The sequence below is a fragment of the Oscillatoria sp. HE19RPO genome, from assembly GCF_024220515.1.
Taxonomy (GTDB): Bacteria; Cyanobacteriota; Cyanobacteriia; order Cyanobacteriales; family Laspinemataceae; genus Laspinema.
Window position 1 is genome coordinate 1 of the sequence record NZ_JAMXOT010000152.1, and the last position, 16,507, is coordinate 16,507.

Genomic DNA, 16,507 nt, shown 5'->3' on the forward strand with positions numbered 1-16,507 from the left:
ACAAATAAATCATCCTTGCTTTGATGCGATCGCACCTAACAAGGCTCTTTTAGCCCGCGCAGGCACCGCTTTGTCCGTGTAGCCCCAGGCTTGAGCCTGCGGGTTTTTTGAAGGTTTTATTTTTTGGAGTTCCCTAATACGGAATCCGGTTGTCAAAGGTCTGTAAAAACCCGCACCCTAAAGGGTGGGGCTATCCGGACGAAGCCCGCCTGCGCGGGCTGAAAAGAAAACGGACTTTTACCAAGCGGATTTGGTATAAATACCGGATTCCGCAATAAGGAGGATCGGATGGAGTGTCCCGGGTCCTCCCATCGGTCCCCTCCCTGGGGGCAACTCCGGCCTACTTAGGGTTTTTAGTCTCGGTAAACCGGCTTTCTAGGGTGGGGTCGCAGCAGTCTGGCGGGTCACCCCTGACGAGCTTGGGACCCATTAGGGTTGGACTAATGGGTAAAAGAGGAGTTTTGTCAAGGGGTAAGCCAGAAATACTCGCTCTAGTTTTTGCCCGGAGTGGCTAGGACGGATTGAGCAAAGGCCCGCACTTTTTCATCGGGGTCGGATTGGGCGCGATCGCGGAGTAAGGGGAGGGTTTCTGGATAATCCCCATAATACTGGACGATGGCTTCGAGGGCGGTGAGTCGAGGATTGAGTGCACCATCTTGTAACGGCACAAACGGATCATTGACGGCGCGATCGCACAAAACGGCAAATACAGCCGCGTCATCCCATCCCCCCTTGAGTAACTGTTGCAAGGCCGAGAGTCTCACAAATGAATCCGCATCAGTACAAGCGCGGGCCTTGACAATCTCCAATGTTTCCGGGTTTTCCGGCCAGTGGGTCACCAACTCGATCGCCCCGGCAAGACGCACGGCCCAATTCTCATCGGATTGAGCGCGGCTTTTAACAAGGGTCCAAGTTTCCGAGTGTTCCTTCCAACCCGTTGCCAATTCTCGCAGAGCGACAATTCTCACATCCCAGCCTCGATCCGATGTGGCCCGACTTTTCAAAATCGGCAAGGTTTCGGGGTCATCAAACCACCCAGAAGCCAGTTCTCGCAAGGTGGTCATCCTCACATCAGAGGAAGCGTCATTAATCGCCTGAACCTTGAGAATGGGTAAGGTTTCCGGGTCGTCATACCATCCCGTCGCCAGTTGCTGTAAGGCAGCAACGCGCACTTGCCAATGTTCGTCCTGAGTCGCCCGGGATTTGAGAATCGGTAACAGTTCCGGGTCATCCTTCCAGGTGCGAGTAAACTCATGCACTGCCGCTTCCCGGACCCGGCGATCGCGGTCAGAGGAGGCGATATCTTTTAAAATCGGTAAGGTTTTCGGGTCTTCAAACCAAGCTGCCGCCAGTTGTAAAGCGGCGACGCGCACTTGCCAGGTGTCATCAGAAACGATGCGATCGCGTAACCAGGAGACGGTCTCGGGGTGATCGAACCAGCCGGTCGCAATCTGCTGCATGGCGGCAATTCTGACGTGCCAATCGGGGTCAGAAAGGGCCCGAGTTCGCAGCCAACCGAGGGTTGAGTCATTGTCATACCAGGCGATCGCAAACTGCTGCATGGCGGCAATTCTGACGTGCCAATCTTCATCGGACTCCGCCAACGTGCGAATCAGCGCAGCGGTTTCTTTGTCGTGACTCCAACCTTTGGCGAGTTCTTCGACTGCCGCTTCTCTCACATCCGCTTCGGCATCAGATTGGGCGATCGCCGCTATCAGGTTAAATGTCTCCGGGTCATCCTGCCATCCCTCGGCCAACTCTTCCAATGCCGCTTCTCGCACTAGCCAATAGCGATCGCTTTGAGCTAAGATTTTGAGCAAAGGGAGAATCTCCGGGTCCTGGGGGTAGTGAGTCGCCAGCGATCGCACGGCACTCACCCGGGTAATTTCAGCCACTGAGGATTGTGCTAAGGTTTTCAGCCAGGAGAGAATCTCTGGGCGTTCTTTCCAACACAGAGCGATTTCATCGACTGCACTCATACGGATAGTTTCAGCAACGGGGGATTCTACCAGGGATTGTAACCAGGGGAGGGTATCCGGGTCGTTTTTCCAAACTCGCGCCAGGGTGGAAATGGCGCGCAGGCGGGTGAGGATGAGTTCATCCACTTCCGGATATTGAGTTAAGGATTTTAGGCGATCGCGCAGTTGATTCGCCGTCGATTGTAAGGCGGTGCGATCGGGCAAAACCGCCAGACATTCTGCCGCTACAAATAAGTGAGTAAAGTTAGAGGGTTCGACTTGGTTTTCTATCAGAGAATCGAGTAACTCTGCCGCCAATTCCGGTGCAATCATCCTGACGATTTGCCGCATCACTTCATGCCACGGTTCATCAAACAGATGTTGCACAAATACATCCCGTTTGATGTCATCCAGGGTGAGGGTATCTTCTCGGTTGGGATTCAGCAGGCGATCGACCAATTCTCTGGCGTGAACAAAGGCTTTAATTTGTTTGAAATAAATTCGCGCTACCGCCTCCCAATTAAACCCCTCCGGGAGGGCCGTCAAATTGAGCTGAGTCCAGGTTTGGGCTAAAGTATCCGTGGAGATAGTTTTGCAGTCTTTGTCAAAAACCCCTAACAGCGTTTCCTGTACCAACGGTTGCGAGACGAATTCCGTTAGGGGTTCCCGGTACGCCTGCACCTGCGACTCCTCTAAGCGAGCATCCTCTAGCTCAAGCTGCATCACGTGCAAAAATTCACTGAGGGCTTTTTCCCCAGCCTCAGCACGAGGTAGATTTTCCGGTAGGGTTACGGTATCTTGTCCCCAATTTTCAGTTTTTTCCACAATCAGCTTAAAAGCAAACCGTTCGGCGTTCATACTGTTCCCCACATCCATACCATTTTCAATACTCCTCTAGCTCAGTCTATCTGAATATCTGCCCCTTGTCTGGGGAGCCACACCACTAGGATTCCTCCGGTCGGGTGGTAACTCACACGGGAGTGCTTTTGTCAGACAACCCCCAGGAAGGAGTCCCGGGGAAATTGCGAAAGGGGACTGCGGTGGCGAGTCTTTCTCTCCAGTCTAAGGGTTGACTGCCAAGAATAGGGCAATTTCTGCACCGGCTGGGGTTAGGTTAAATTGCAACACCTGCGATCGCACCCCCCGAGTTTCTAGTCGCTGTAAATTAAACCTGCGGGTTAAATCTAAGAGTCCGGTGACTAATCGTCGAGGTGCAGGGCGATCGTTCACCCAGACGGAGGGAGAAATTAGTTGTAATTGTTGACCTTCAATTACATTGATACCCGTTTCTACGGTTAAAGTTAGAAAGTCATTATATCCCCGTTCTTGGACTTTTGTTTGGAATCGGACTCGGTTATTGGGTAAAAAAGTGACTTGGCGATCGACCAGGGTATAACGGTTAGCAATTTGTTGAATTAAGGGAGAATCAAATAAGCTCAAGGCTAGAGTTTGCATTTGGTTATAAAGTTCCGGAGACTGCAATGCGGTATTGAGATCTGCCTCGGTTACAGCAACTCGAACTGCTGCCTGTAACGGTTGTTGCAATCCCCGGACTGGCCTATTTCCGGAACCCCGTCCTAGTTCTCTCGGGTTGACGTCAATGGGGTCGGTTTCTATTTCTAAAATATCCAGTCTTAACCCCGGGATTAATGATAATCCTCGGCCAGCAATTCGCAGGCGATCGACTTTGCCATTGAGTAATTGATAGCTGGGGGTGTTATCAATGCGGACTTCGAGTTTTTCTGCTGCAAAGAGGCGATCGCGAATATTCTGTTCCGCCAGAGTATCTAAGGCAATCCCGGCAGGAGACACTAAAGTAAACAGACTGGTGAGGATTAGGGTGAAAAATTCCATTCGGGTTTGATCAGAGCAGGGAGCATCAGCGATCGCAGTTTCTATCGCCAGTTTAAATCATGATCGCCAGAAAATTCAGGAGGGGGAGCATCTTACTCCCCGATCGGACTCCCGGACAGTCTTCCAGAACAGGGACAGGACTTACCCATTGGGGGTGGATTTTTAAAATCTGCGTAAGTCCTGTCCCAGTTTGAAGGCATCTTTCAGATTCGGGTATCACCCCCTCCTGTTTTACTCGGATTGGCAGTTCCGGGTAAATTTTGGGGCCTACTCTAATTAGCAATCAAGAATTGATTAATTATCGATTCTTAATTGCTGATACTCGATCCCTAAAACTTAAAAAAAACCTGTTATTTTACGAAATGTTTCGGATTGTATGATATTTTCTCTCCACCTGGGCATTCTAAATTGTAGATATTTCAGGCTAAATAGGGGGAGAGGACTATGGATGGGTATGAATTACTAAAGCGATACAGAGCTGGCGATCGCGATTTTCGCGGATGGAATCTCAATTTAGCCAACTTGATCGGCGCAACCCTGCAACAGGTGAACCTTTTCGGTGCAAATCTCATTGACGCATCCTTGGCGCGGGCTAATTTAAGTCGCTCCTTCATGATGGAAGTCCAATTATCCGGTGCATTTCTCTACGCTGCTGATTTAACCTTCGTCAAACTCAAAGGGAGCCAACTGATTGAGGCCGATTTAACCAAAGCGAATCTCCAAGGCGCTCAGTTAGCCAATACTGATTTAACCGGGGCCAAACTCAGTGGGGCTATTTTAAAATGGGTCAATTTTTATCGGTCTAATTTACTCGGAGTCAACCTCTCAGGTGCGAACCTCAATGGAATTAATTTCCGAGGCGCAAACCTGATGAATGCCAACTTGAACTGGACCAACCTCAGTGGCGCAAGACTCAGCGGTGCTTGTCTTAAAGGCGCACTTTTAAATGGGGTTAAACTCACCGGGGCATTTTTAAATGGCCTCAATTTAGAGGGGATTAACTTTAGCGGACTTGAACTCAACGAGGCTAAATTCAGCGGAGCAAACCTGCGCGGTTCTAACTTTAAGGGTGCAGATTTGCGCGATACTCAAATGCGATTTGCGAATTTTGAAGAGGGGAATCTCAAACAAGCCAATTTACATGGCAGTATCCTCCGAGGCGGTCATTTCAGTCGGGCCAATTTGATGAGAACTGACCTGATGGAAGCCGACTTGCGAAATGCCGACCTTTGCGATGCTAACCTCAATTTAGCCAAGTTAATCGGTGCAGATCTCACCAATGCCAACTTAGAAGGGGCCTATTTATGGGGAGCTGACCTCGATGGCGCTTGCTTGCGCGGTGCAAATCTCCGGGGAGCCAGTCTGCGGGATGCGGCCCTGGTGGGTGCGGACTTGCAGGATGCGGATTTCACGGGTGCAGTGATGCCCGATGGGACTCTGCATTCCTAAACCGATTGGCAAGAGCATAAAACAGGGTGCTGAAAACTAATGAGATCTAGGGTTTCCCAGAGTAAAAACCCGCAGGCTGTTCTATGAGCGTTCCGTCAGGAAAGCCCGGAGGCTATACGAACGAAGCGGTGCCTGCGCGGGCTAAACGCGAAAACCGACTTTTAACAACCGGATTTGGCATCACGCACAGGCTGCGCCGCACATCGGAACTATGCCGTCGGCTTTACGCACTCCTTTAAATATCTGTTTGGGCTGTTCCATCCGGTGATTCTCTTTCTGGGATGCTATACCGATGCTCTATTTGATCGCACTTTTAACTCATCTCAAAAATATCCGTCTCAAAGTATCTAACCTGATCTGCGCCAATCCCACCTGAAACACTTCGTTTCGGAGCAATCGGGTACAGAAAATACCGAATCGGTTTGAGATGCGGCAAAAACCGGAGATAAACAACCAACTGGGTGTAAAAAAGCGGCTCACTCATTCAATTGCTATTTTCAACTTTTTACCCCCGTTCGCGCACCAAATCCATCGCTTCAGCGTCTTGTTTTTTATCCTTAATAATGATTTAATAGAGATAGGAAGAGTTTATGTCAAAAAAAATCCCATTTTTTCCATAAAAAAAACCGGGACGGCAAGCCCCAGCGATGCCCAAATTTAATTCAGTGCTTAGGGGGCAACGGAATCCAGTAAAGAATAAGGGGCTTTTAAGCCATAAGGAGAGTAACGTAAAATGGATACTAATGAACTCCTCGAACGGTATGCAGCAGGAGAGCGATCGTTTAAAGATGTTAATTTAAACGGAGCGAACCTGGAACGAGCCAACCTAGCCGGATGCGATTTTTCTGGGGCTTATTTTGTCGGGGCCAACTTATCCCGAGCCATCTTGACTGGAGCCAATTTACATCTGGCTTTTTTACATCGCGCTGACTTGAGTTTTGCTAAGGTAAATGAAGTGAGGCTGACTCATGCGGATTTAACCAAAGCGAACTTAAAAGGAGCATATTTGGTTAAGTCGATTCTCACCGGGGCGCGACTGAGTGGGGCAATTTTGTCCGGGGTGAATTTGCGGTTAGCGAATGTGGGCGGGGTGAATTTTTGTGGGGCAGATTTGCGAGGGATTAACTTGCGATCGGCTAACTTAGTGAATGCGAACCTCAATTGGGCCAACCTCAGCGGTGCCCGATTGAGTGGAGCCTTGTTGCGCGGAGCATCCTTCACCGGAGTCAATCTCACCCAAGCTTTTCTGAATGGGGTAGACCTCAATAGTGTGCAGATGGAGGGAGTCAACCTCAGTGGCGCAAAACTCAGCGGTGCCAATCTCTCCTTAGCCAATTTAAGCGCTGCGAACTTGAGTTCAGCCCAGATGCGCGTCTCATTTTTGTTTCGGACCAACCTTCATGCTGCATCCTTGAATGGTGCGAATTTGTCTCGGAGTGACTTATGTGAGGCAAATTTGAGTAAAGCCGATTTATCCCATGCCAACTTGCAAAATGCCGATTTGACTGGAGCGATGTTGGTACAATCCAACTTGTTCCAAGCCAATTTAACCGAAGTGAGCTTGCAAGGCGCTTGTTTATGTGGTTCAAACTTTAATGTAGCCGAATTGCGAGGAGCCAATTTAAGTGAGGCCGATTTACGCGGGGCATATTTTGAACCCTCACATTGGGAGGATATGTCTCTGCCCGATCCTCACGAGATGGGGAGTCGGAAAATTTACGAGTAGTCAGAAATCCATCCGAATTAGGCAAAATGCTCGGACAATTTCCTCAAAGCCAATTCCAATGTAGGGACGGGGTACTGCCCTGTCCCTACGTTAATATCTACCTCCCTCTGACCCATAGGCGATCGCCTTCATCACGTCCTTAGAGCAAACATCGGGAAGGATTTATAATACCCCAGGTCAATTTCATGAAAGAATCAGTTGGGTCATTAAAAGCTTTTTTGGGTGTAGTTGGGATACTCAGTATCCTCAACAACCTGGTTGAATTTTATCTATATTTAACGTTTGAGAACGAAAATTTAATCGGGATTCTTTTGACAATCATTGGCTTAGGGCTATCCGGCCTTTTCGTGTATTTGAGTTTTAATTTAAAGCCGTTACTCTTGAATTCACTGAGCTTTGTGAGAAGAGTAATTCTAGCGAGTACAGTATTTCACCTATTTTCCTTAGTCTTCTATTGCATAGATTACCCCGGAGTTGCCAAATTTATCCAGCCCTTTTATGGGGTGTTAATGTGTGGGTATCTTTTCATAACGACTAATCGGTTATCTCGTTCTTTGCAAGAAGAACTGGCACAAGTTGCGAGTGAGAATAACAAGCCATCCGAACAGTAACAAGCGTTGTTTCTAGACCTTACAGAATAGAGGCGATCGCCCTGACTGACAGCAACAGCGCGCCTTCCTCCCTCCCAGTCGCCTAGTCAGCACTTTCCCCCATCTTCCCCCACCTGCCAAATATTATAGATTTCCCACAATCTGAGTCCATTATACATCAATCCCTTCCATATCAACCAAGTAAGTCGGGGATAACCCCGATTTTTTGTGGGAGCGAAAGAAATCAGAAGATCCAAGACTTACTCTGAGATCAAATGTGGGATGTCATCGATCGCCACTTACCAGACCTCAAGCAGAACCTTCTCTAAATTTTACAACAAATCGACCCTGAGAACTAATTGTTGGTTATCCCTGGAGGTGGACTTTATAAGTGATGTCAAATTTTTTTCAAATTTTGACAAATTTAGGCTTGCTAGGTTAAGAGGAATGGAAATTTTTTAGATATGCTTCAAATACTGGCAACAAAGTGAATAATATTTCATCAGAATCAACTTTACTTAATAGATATCTTCTACTCAAAGACTGTAATCCATTGACAAGTTCCAAAGAAGACAAGTTTAAAGATTTTCTTAAATCATCTCTGGAAATCGGGGCTTTTGCCCGACTCATCTCTAAACTGAGTTCTTGTTCCACCGGAGATAGCCTCATCAACAAGGTATCCCAAAGCAGTTTGATATCTTCGGGAAAAATTAAACTATCCTCAGCCATCAACTCATCGACGCGCTCAGAGAAAACCTCTTTAATTAAAATAGAGATAGATTGCAAATATACAGGATGTCCTTGATAAAGGTTGCTTAACTCAAGTAAATTTTTTTGACGAGGTAATCCCTGATATTGGAGAAAGTCTCCACCGTCAGCATCTAACCCTCCTAGTTCTAAAGATTTCTTCGGATATAACTCGGTATCCAAAGAAATCATCTCTGGCGATTTTTCTTGACTAATCAGGATTAAACAACTTTGATGTGCAATCTCAGCAATCATTTGGAAAAACGTTTTATAGTCTGTATATTCAAGTGGGTACTGTCCCGCAAATTGTCCAGAAATAAACAGATTTTGTACATCATCAAAAACCAGCAAACATCGGCGAGCGGATAACAGTTCAAATAATTGAGTAATCTGTTCATCAAGCCCTAGACTCTTTTCCGTTTCTTGGTTGAAAGTTGCCAAAATATCATGCAGCAGATGAGTTAGGGTTTTCGGAAATTTCAGACTTTTCCAAATGACTGCATCAAACTGTGGCGAATGTAGGTCAATAAATCGCTTCACCAGCGTTGTTTTGCCAATACCATTTAATCCCAACACTGCCATGAGACGAGTGGGTTGATGCAAAATATACTCAGAAAGTTTTTCCAGTTCCTCCCTGCGTCCTTCAAAGTGAGTAATCTTTGGGGCAAGTGCTAAATCTATAAAAGAGTTTACACCGGCTTGACTTTTGGTAGAATCCGTTGTTTTATGTTTCTCTGATGTGTCTGAACATAAATTAAAGTGGCTATGAATTCCTACCCCAACTACTTGAGACGAATTAATTGGGATATGTAGCCTTTCAATCGTTGCCCGAAAATTAGATTTATTTACCTCTTCGGATAACCGTTCTGACAAAATTTGCCACAGCTTATAACCGACATCCCTAACCCGACTCTCACTGCGATGACATTCTTGGGCAATTTCTTCATAACTTTCCCCTTGCCACACCCCTTTCACCACAGCCTTTTGAATGTCATCTAAGTGTTTTCCCGTTTCGGCAAAGACGAGGCGATCAGCAAATTGTAACACTTCTGTAACAACCATATAGTCAAGATGGGGTAAAGGTTTCCGCCATTATAACTCACTCCGACACGGCATCGCAAGATATTTCACGATTTTGCTTGAAATATTTCTTAACCAAAATCAGGATAAAATAGGACATTTTAGCATGGCTAGAACTGATTTTGTTTTCAATACTGGAAAAAACTAAATTACCCAAATTTAGGAGTTCCGCAATTATGATCATGCAAAATAACGTTCAGGATTTAATTGCAAATCTGGCCAATACCGTATCGACTGATGAAATTAAACAGACAAAAGCAGTTGCGACTAAAGTCCGCAGTATGTACACCGAAAACGGTGAAAATAATGTCTTGGTTATGATTGCCCATGACTTAGAAGCGGAAAATTTTTAATTAATTTCATTGAAATTTGGCAAAAATTTAGCTCGTCTCTAAATGTAGGGGCGATTCGCGAATCGCCCCTACATTTAGCCTCTTACAGTAACAAGTGTATCAATCGTCTTTCTTTTTTGAAGGCAAGCAAAAATTTGGTGCTTGAATTGATGCCTCACAAGTAAACATTATCTAAAGAGAACACCGGAGAATCAAAATGTTTTATCTTAATGGTTTTGAAAGTTGCATAAAAACTATTTTTCTTTTAGCTTGTAGTACCGAGCAAAAGACGATCAACAGCATTCAAGAATTAAAAAAATACTATATTTGTTTTTTAAACAAATATTTTTCAGAAACTCCTATTCCAATTCATGCAAATTTAGATAAATTTTGTTTTGATATAGAGCGAATCAAAAAAATATCGGTTAAATATCAAGACGATGGAATTTTAACCGATTTAAAAACAAAAATTGATTTGAATACCCCTCTTGCATCAATGGAGGAAGCATTAAGTTATGTGAACAAGGGTCAGATCCTATTAAACCAAGTCAATCCTTCTCTAGGCACAATATTCGATCTAGTGATTCATACTTTATTTTATGTGCGATCGCCGAATTCAGGAGGGGGAACAATATCTGATGCACCTGGATTTATCTGGTGTGCAATCAAACGCAACTGGACAGATATGGATATTGCCGAATTTTTAGTGCATGAACTGACTCATAATCTTGTATTTTTAGATGAATTATGTTATCAGCACTACACTGATATGGTACAGTTGGGTGACAAAAAGCACTATGCCAAATCAAGCATCTTAAATAAAGAACGTCCTCTAGATAAAGCATTTCATAGTCTGGTAGTTGCCCATGAGGTACTGCGTTATCGCCAAGAAGCCGGAGAACCAAATAACCCTCATGTTCATCCGCCTTCTGAGCAAATGCTTTCGGCATCTTTAGCGACTATTAAGAGTATCAAGTCTGTCATTGATAATACCGACTTGGTGCAACCCAGATTTTGTGAACTTCTCGCGAAGGTCGAAGCTTCTTTCAGTCAATTAGAAAAATCACTAAAGACAGTTGTTGCTGTTTAGGGTATGAGCGAAAAAATACATTCTTATCAGTATCTTCAGGACTATCGCTTTGAATGGTGGAATCCAGATTTCTTGGAACTCTTGGCTAAGAGGTTCAATCTATCCCAGGTTAATAGTATTGCGGATATCGGTATAGGGTTGGCACATTGGTCACGCCTCTTAATTCCATTTCTTTCTCAACCCTTACATTTTGTGGGAGTTGATATTGAATCTTTTTGGTTGGTAAAAGCAAGAGAAACTTTTACTTTTATCGAAAAAGAAGTGACGTTTTCGGAATTACATTTTATTCAAGAGGATGCCCATAACCTCAGCTTACCCCGTAATAGTTTTGATTTAATCACTTGTCAAACATTACTGATTCACTGCTACGATCCGAAAAAAGTGTTAGCAGAAATGAAACGCATTGCTAAACCAGGTGGACTAATCTTAGCAGTGGAACCAATAAATTTACTTAATCGCTTAGAATTTAGTTCCTTGCTCAACAGCTTATCGGTTGAACATCAAACTTCTCTTTTTCGGTTTTGGTCATACTTTCATCAGGGAATCAGGGCAAAAGGCAAAGGAGATCATAATATAGGTGCTTATTTACCTGCCCTATTTCATGAGGTCGGTTTAGAAAAAATAGCCGTTTATCAAAATGATCGAGTTTATGATTCAAACAGTGATGACTCGATTATTGTTGAAGATATCCTCATGGAATATAGGAAGCCAGAAACGACTGAAATGATTATGGCTGGGGGAGGTAATGACCAGATTATTGCTGAAGGACTCGAATCTGCCAAAGTTCTCGCTGAATTGATCGTCTCTGAAATCCAGAATCAGAATTATTATTCTACCGGGTTTCTGAATACATTTATATTCAGCGGTTTTAAGTCAAAGTAAATTTTTTAGGGATGCCATTGAATCACAAAAGCGCAATTCCTAAATTAAAATAAACTTAAGGACACGGCATTGCCGTGTCCTTATTTGGGTTGGCATAAGCGAGCTAAACTGAAAAAGCCCTTTTAATACTTGACGTATTTAGTCATTCATTAAATCCGTCTTAATATCAGGATTTCAAATGTATATATTCATTACTGAAGCCTTCAAACAGCAGGCGATCGCAGCACAAGCCTGGGAAAAACTTGATCGCGCTAGAGCAAAATATGCAGAATCCACCTTTAGCGATAGTGTAGCTCTTTTGCGAGAGGACCGAACCCGTTGACCCAATTAATTTGTCATCGATTCTGATGCAACCCTAACTCAAACTGTCTCTACATAGAGACTTGCACCAGTTTTTGCTGAATTCTTTCAAATATCTCTAGACGCTTCATCTGAAATTTCTCTGATCCATTCACCGGCTTCCTCCGCTGTCATTGCCTTGGAACTTTCCACGTTGGCAGATGTTTCTGTTAATGCTGCCGACAGTGCGGCTTGATAATCCTCATTTTCGCGTTCTATTCCACTGAAAATGGCGTTGAGAAGACGTTCAGAAGCTTCTACATAAACTTCACAGGCATTGAAATCTTTTAACAACATCCCAACTGCAAACAAGCGATCGATGAAGTGGCGTAATTTCCATTGAATGCCTGGAGGCGGTTCAATTCCGGCATAAGCCAAGGTGGTGAGCAGTTTTCGCCGTTCTTCGGGAAGTTCTTCCCAATCTTGTTCTACCTCTGCGGCTAAGGCATTAGTCTTTTGGGCAATTTCCAACAGTTTTGCAGAATTAAGAGTGCGCGGGTGGAAAATTTCCCAAATTTCTTTTGAATCGAGTGCGATCGCCTCAGTCATTTGCCTTTCCTCCCAGACTAGAATACTAATCGTAAATCAGTTGATTATAAAAGCGTTTATTGGGTCAATTATAGCCCGTAACTACGCATTTAAGGGTCGATGTTATAGATTGCGTAATACCAAATTCGGCTGTTAAAAATCGATGCCGCACCCAATTTTACCATCTAGCAATAGACTTAAATCTCCCCCTAACCATCCCCTTGTTTCGTAGGAATAGGGGGTTGATTTTCCTGAGTTACTCTAATCAGAAACCGTAGAGCCTCATTCACCGCTTCTGCATCGGGGAACACCTCCGCTACATCCGGAGCGAGTTGAATGGTTTTCCCACCGAAACTTTTGCGCTTTGACCCCATTTTTCTCACCCGTAAACTGCGTAAATCGTACTCCGGGCGAAGTTCATCTGTCATCGGTTCCTCATCCCTCTTCAATCGTAAATTGGTTGATTATAAAAGCGTTTATTGGGTCAATTATAGCCAGGAACTACGCATTTTGAAAGGGCCAAACCTAAATGTAGAGGCGATTCGCGAATCGCCTCTACATTCTCTCTTAGCCTGCGAAGGCAGGCTTCGTCCGTATAGCCCCAGGCTTTAGCCTGCGGGTTTTTTGATAGCAATAACCCCCAAAACAAGTAGAGGCGATTCGCGAATCGCCTCTACATTCTCTCTTAGCCTGCGAAGGCAGGCTTCGTCCGTATAGCCCCAGGCTTTAGCCTGCGGGTTTTTTATCACCTTCCCCCCAAAAACAAAAAGAGGGCAGGCAACAGCCCACCCCCCTTTTATTTCACGGTGCGTTAACTAACCTTTAACGCCACCCATTTAGACCTTAGTAGTCGAAGTCACCGCCGCCCATTCCGGCACCTGCGGGAGCGCCTTCCTTCGGTTCGGGTTTGTCAACCACGATGCACTCGGTGGTTAACACCATTCCGGCGATGGAAGCTGCGTTTTGCAGAGCAGAACGAGTCACTTTGGCAGGGTCAACAATACCGGCTTCAAACATATCCACAAATTCATTCGTGGCAGCGTTGTAACCGACGTTGAATTCTTTCTCTTTCACGCGCTCGGCAATCACAGCACCGTTTTGTCCGGCGTTTTCAGCAATCCGCTTCAGGGGAGCAGCGATCGCCCGAGCCACGATTAAAGCTCCGGTTAAAGCTTCACCCGTTAAGTTAGCATTGGCCCATTCTTCTAAGACTGGGGTCAGGTGAGCCAAGGTGGTACCACCGCCAGGAACGATACCTTCTTCAACAGCCGCTTTGGTGGCGTTGATGGCATCTTCTAAGCGGAGTTTGCGGTCTTTCATTTCGGTTTCCGTTGCGGCACCGACTTTGATGACGGCAACACCACCGGCGAGTTTAGCTAACCGTTCTTGCAGCTTCTCTTGGTCGTAGGAAGAATCGCTTTCTTCCATCTGACGACGGATTTGCTCGCAGCGAGACTTGACCGCTTCTTCGTTACCTTCGGCAACGATGGTGGTGCTGTCTTTGGTGATGGTGATGCGGCGGGCTTTACCGAGCATATCCAGCTTGGTATTGTCCAGTTTCAAACCGGCATCTTCGGTGATCAGTTGACCGCCGGTGAGCACGGAGATATCTTCGAGCATCGCTTTACGGCGATCGCCAAATCCAGGCGCTTTCACAGCAGCCACATTCAGCACACCCCGCAGGCGGTTCACCACCAAGGTTGCTAAGGCTTCTTTTTCGATATCTTCAGCGATAATCACCAGGGGACGACCGGCACGAGCCACTTGCTCTAACACCGGCACCAAGTCTTGGACGAGGTTGATTTTCTTGTCGGTGATCAGGATGAAAGGCTCATCGAAGACGGCTTCCATGCGCTCGGTATCGGTGACGAAGTAAGGGGAAATATAACCCTTCTCGAACCGCATCCCTTCGGTGATTTCCAGTTCGGTGGTCATGGATTTCCCTTCTTCCAAGGAAATCACGCCTTCTTTACCGACTTTATCCATTGCTTCGGCGATCATGTTGCCGACTTCTTCATCGTTACCGGCAGAGATGGTTCCGACTTGAGCGATGGATTTGGTATCTTCGACCTGACGAGCATGAGCAGCAATCTTTTCGACTAAGAATGCAGTCGCTTTGTCAATTCCGCGTTTGAGGGCGATCGCATTGGCACCAGCGGCGACGTTGCGGAGTCCTTCTTTGACCATTGCATGGGCCAAAACCGTTGCGGTGGTAGTTCCATCACCAGCGGTGTCGTTGGTTTTGGAGGCGGCTTGGCGAATTAGAGCTACCCCGGTATTCTCAACGTGGTCCTCTAGTTCGATTTCTTTGGCAATGGTGACCCCATCATTGACGATCTGAGGTGCGCCGAATTTCTTTTCTAGCACCACGTTGCGGCCTTTGGGTCCTAGGGTGACGGCAACGGCTTCTGCCAGGATGTCCATGCCTCGTTCCAGAGCGCGACGAGCGTTTTCGTTGTAGATAATACGTTTAGCCATAGGTGTCCTTTGCAGTTTGTATGAGGTGTACTATTTCAGTTGAAGTTGAAATCAGATGGAAGGGTAAAACTTGTTGAGGGGGTTACCCGTTTTAGCCAACGATCGCCAGGATGTCTTTTTCGGCGAGCAGGACGAACTCATCGGTGCCGAGTTTGATGTCGGTGCCTGCATATTTGGAGTAGAGCACTTTGTCACCGACTTTGACTTCTAACTCTTGGCGAGAACCATCGTCGTTGCGCTTGCCGGGACCAATTGCTGCAATTTCACCAACCTGGGGCTTTTCTTTGGCGGTGTCGGGGAGCAAAATGCCACCGGCAGTTTTTTCTTCAGAAGCACTGACCTTGACAAACACGCGATCGCCCAGGGGTTTAACGGTAGAAACACTTAAAGAAACGGCAGCCATGTAAAATCCTCCTTATCCATATCTATAGTCGATTCGGCTGAAAGCGCTGGCCCTCTGGTCTCAAAAGTCTTGACTGGCTTGAGTTTTATCTCTTCTTAGTCATCTTTTGGGGAGTAGGTTTAGCACTCTCGCCTCATGAGTGCTAATTTAGCGGAATGTTTGTACTGAACGCAACTATTAGTTCTGTACGGGTTCCCGAACTTTTTGGAGGGGACCTTTGGGTAGGGGGTGGGGAAGAGGGATGGGAACCACGGATTACACAGATTTTCAACCACAGATTACACAGATTTTCACAGAGGAGAGGAGAGGAGGGGATTATGGAGAAATCAATTCCGGAACAAGTTACTTGTAAACCTGGGGATGAGAGTCCTTTGCAGTCTTGTGTTGAGACGTTGGGATTAAAGCAGATTCAGCGGCACGTTTTTATCTGCGCGGACCAGACTTTGGCGAAGTGTTGTTCTAAAGAGGAGGGTTTGGCGGCTTGGGATTATTTGAAACAACGGCTGAAAGCGTTAAAGCTCGATCGCGTCACTCCGACTCGTCCCGATTGTGTGTTTCGCACGAAAGCCAACTGTTTGCGGGTTTGCTGTGATGGGCCCATTTTGGTGGTGTATCCCGATGGGGTCTGGTATCGTTCTGCCACGCCAGAGGTGATTGAGCGGATCATCCAAGAGCATTTAATCGGGAATCAGGTGGTGGAGGAGTATGCATTTCTGACTCATCCGTTACCCACTCCCGATACTGAAGCGACGGCGTTGGCAGAATAAACAACAAAACCCCTTCGTTATTTCACGTAGGGGCGCAATGCGCAGGCCCTCCGGAGGGCGCAAGCATTGCGCCCCTACAAAAACCCGGATTTTTTGTCATTAAATTTACCACCTGAAGAGGGCTAGGATTTAACTCCACCTCCGGTCCCCTCCCCTTGGCAAGGGGAGGGTTAGGGTGGGGTCCCCTCCCCCCGGGATGAAAAGCGTCTATTTCCTGTCTTAAATATTGGAGTGTTTCCCTCAACATTTGGACCCCCCCTAACCCGATGGCGTTGCTAAGGGGG

Annotated in this window: 15 protein-coding genes; 8 read left to right on the forward strand and 7 right to left on the reverse strand. The window is 46.2% G+C overall.

All coding sequences use genetic code 11. From position 1 onward, the window contains the following. Positions 1–491: 491 nt before the first annotated feature. Entirely contained in the window at positions 492–2,816 is a 2,325-nt protein-coding gene (locus NG833_RS14385; RefSeq protein ID WP_254565980.1) for a HEAT repeat domain-containing protein, read from the reverse strand. Positions 2,817–3,020: 204 nt separating this feature from the next. Continuing rightward, positions 3,021–3,812: a DUF2993 domain-containing protein gene (locus NG833_RS14390; RefSeq protein ID WP_254565981.1), complete on the reverse strand. Its 792-nt coding sequence runs from the start codon at positions 3,810–3,812 to the stop codon at positions 3,021–3,023. Positions 3,813–4,256: 444 nt separating this feature from the next. Here NG833_RS14390 and NG833_RS14395 point away from each other — a divergent pair, with 444 nt between their 5' ends. The 3 genes from NG833_RS14395 (at position 4,257) to NG833_RS14405 (ending at position 6,987) form a co-directional block, all read left to right on the forward strand. Continuing rightward, the gene (locus NG833_RS14395; RefSeq protein ID WP_254565982.1) at positions 4,257–5,261 is read left to right on the forward strand and encodes a pentapeptide repeat-containing protein; all 1,005 of its coding nucleotides are present in this window, start codon (positions 4,257–4,259) and stop codon (positions 5,259–5,261) included. A gap of 174 nt (positions 5,262–5,435) precedes the next feature. Further along, a complete protein-coding gene (locus NG833_RS14400) occupies positions 5,436–5,612 on the forward strand; it encodes a hypothetical protein (RefSeq protein ID WP_254565983.1) in 177 nt (58 codons plus the stop codon). Positions 5,613–5,994: 382 nt separating this feature from the next. Further along, positions 5,995–6,987 carry a pentapeptide repeat-containing protein gene (locus NG833_RS14405; RefSeq protein WP_254565984.1) on the forward strand — a complete coding sequence of 331 codons (993 nt, stop codon included), beginning with the start codon at positions 5,995–5,997 and terminating at the stop codon, positions 6,985–6,987. A 1,028-nt stretch (positions 6,988–8,015) separates the two neighbouring features. On the opposite strand, the gene NG833_RS14410 is transcribed toward NG833_RS14405, so the two are convergent. Beyond that, complete coding sequence (locus NG833_RS14410; protein ID WP_254565985.1) at positions 8,016–9,386, reverse strand: ATP-binding protein; 1,371 nt, start codon at positions 9,384–9,386, stop codon at positions 8,016–8,018. Between the two features lie 200 nt (positions 9,387–9,586). Between NG833_RS14410 and NG833_RS14415 the strand changes: the two genes are divergently transcribed. The 4 genes from NG833_RS14415 (at position 9,587) to NG833_RS14430 (ending at position 12,030) form a co-directional block, all read left to right on the forward strand. Then, complete coding sequence (locus tag NG833_RS14415) at positions 9,587–9,757, forward strand: hypothetical protein (RefSeq protein WP_254565986.1); 171 nt, start codon at positions 9,587–9,589, stop codon at positions 9,755–9,757. 196 nt (positions 9,758–9,953) lie between these two features. Next, on the forward strand, positions 9,954–10,826 hold the full coding sequence (locus NG833_RS14420; protein ID WP_254565987.1) for an HEXXH motif-containing putative peptide modification protein: 873 nt from the start codon (positions 9,954–9,956) through the stop codon (positions 10,824–10,826). A 3-nt stretch (positions 10,827–10,829) separates the two neighbouring features. After that, a complete protein-coding gene (locus NG833_RS14425; protein WP_254565988.1) occupies positions 10,830–11,708 on the forward strand; it encodes a class I SAM-dependent methyltransferase in 879 nt (292 codons plus the stop codon). Positions 11,709–11,886: 178 nt separating this feature from the next. Continuing rightward, positions 11,887–12,030 carry a hypothetical protein gene (locus NG833_RS14430; protein ID WP_254565989.1) on the forward strand — a complete coding sequence of 48 codons (144 nt, stop codon included), beginning with the start codon at positions 11,887–11,889 and terminating at the stop codon, positions 12,028–12,030. An 86-nt stretch (positions 12,031–12,116) separates the two neighbouring features. On the opposite strand, the gene NG833_RS14435 is transcribed toward NG833_RS14430, so the two are convergent. The 4 genes from NG833_RS14435 to groES all read right to left on the reverse strand — a co-directional run bounded on the left by NG833_RS14435 (position 12,117) and on the right by groES (position 15,456). Then, on the reverse strand, positions 12,117–12,596 hold the full coding sequence (locus NG833_RS14435) for a hypothetical protein (protein WP_254565990.1): 480 nt from the start codon (positions 12,594–12,596) through the stop codon (positions 12,117–12,119). Positions 12,597–12,784: 188 nt separating this feature from the next. Next, positions 12,785–13,003 carry a hypothetical protein gene (locus NG833_RS14440; protein WP_254565991.1) on the reverse strand — a complete coding sequence of 73 codons (219 nt, stop codon included), beginning with the start codon at positions 13,001–13,003 and terminating at the stop codon, positions 12,785–12,787. Positions 13,004–13,418: 415 nt separating this feature from the next. Continuing rightward, positions 13,419–15,053 carry a chaperonin GroEL gene (groL, locus tag NG833_RS14445; RefSeq protein ID WP_254565992.1) on the reverse strand — a complete coding sequence of 545 codons (1,635 nt, stop codon included), beginning with the start codon at positions 15,051–15,053 and terminating at the stop codon, positions 13,419–13,421. Positions 15,054–15,144: 91 nt separating this feature from the next. Continuing rightward, positions 15,145–15,456 carry a co-chaperone GroES gene (gene groES, locus NG833_RS14450; protein WP_015147152.1) on the reverse strand — a complete coding sequence of 104 codons (312 nt, stop codon included), beginning with the start codon at positions 15,454–15,456 and terminating at the stop codon, positions 15,145–15,147. 317 nt (positions 15,457–15,773) lie between these two features. On the opposite strand from groES, the gene NG833_RS14455 reads away from it, so the two are divergent. After that, on the forward strand, positions 15,774–16,223 hold the full coding sequence (locus tag NG833_RS14455; protein WP_254565993.1) for a ferredoxin: 450 nt from the start codon (positions 15,774–15,776) through the stop codon (positions 16,221–16,223). Positions 16,224–16,507 lie beyond the last annotated feature (284 nt).

What these genes read in the sequence shown, in the direction of transcription:
- NG833_RS14390 (WP_254565981.1), bottom strand. Translation starts at nt 3,812, where the DNA reads ATGGAATTTTTCACCCTAATCCTCACCAGTCTGTTTACTTTAGTGTCT.
- NG833_RS14385 (WP_254565980.1), bottom strand. Translation starts at nt 2,816, where the DNA reads ATGAACGCCGAACGGTTTGCTTTTAAGCTGATTGTGGAAAAAACTGAA.
- NG833_RS14395 (WP_254565982.1), top strand. Translation starts at nt 4,257, where the DNA reads ATGGATGGGTATGAATTACTAAAGCGATACAGAGCTGGCGATCGCGAT.
- NG833_RS14410 (WP_254565985.1), bottom strand. Translation starts at nt 9,386, where the DNA reads ATGGTTGTTACAGAAGTGTTACAATTTGCTGATCGCCTCGTCTTTGCC.
- NG833_RS14405 (WP_254565984.1), top strand. Translation starts at nt 5,995, where the DNA reads ATGGATACTAATGAACTCCTCGAACGGTATGCAGCAGGAGAGCGATCG.
- NG833_RS14415 (WP_254565986.1), top strand. Translation starts at nt 9,587, where the DNA reads ATGCAAAATAACGTTCAGGATTTAATTGCAAATCTGGCCAATACCGTA.
- NG833_RS14440 (WP_254565991.1), bottom strand. Translation starts at nt 13,003, where the DNA reads ATGACAGATGAACTTCGCCCGGAGTACGATTTACGCAGTTTACGGGTG.
- NG833_RS14430 (WP_254565989.1), top strand. Translation starts at nt 11,887, where the DNA reads ATGTATATATTCATTACTGAAGCCTTCAAACAGCAGGCGATCGCAGCA.
- groES (WP_015147152.1), bottom strand. Translation starts at nt 15,456, where the DNA reads ATGGCTGCCGTTTCTTTAAGTGTTTCTACCGTTAAACCCCTGGGCGAT.
- NG833_RS14455 (WP_254565993.1), top strand. Translation starts at nt 15,774, where the DNA reads ATGGAGAAATCAATTCCGGAACAAGTTACTTGTAAACCTGGGGATGAG.
- NG833_RS14425 (WP_254565988.1), top strand. Translation starts at nt 10,830, where the DNA reads ATGAGCGAAAAAATACATTCTTATCAGTATCTTCAGGACTATCGCTTT.
- groL (WP_254565992.1), bottom strand. Translation starts at nt 15,053, where the DNA reads ATGGCTAAACGTATTATCTACAACGAAAACGCTCGTCGCGCTCTGGAA.
- NG833_RS14435 (WP_254565990.1), bottom strand. Translation starts at nt 12,596, where the DNA reads ATGACTGAGGCGATCGCACTCGATTCAAAAGAAATTTGGGAAATTTTC.
- NG833_RS14420 (WP_254565987.1), top strand. Translation starts at nt 9,954, where the DNA reads ATGTTTTATCTTAATGGTTTTGAAAGTTGCATAAAAACTATTTTTCTT.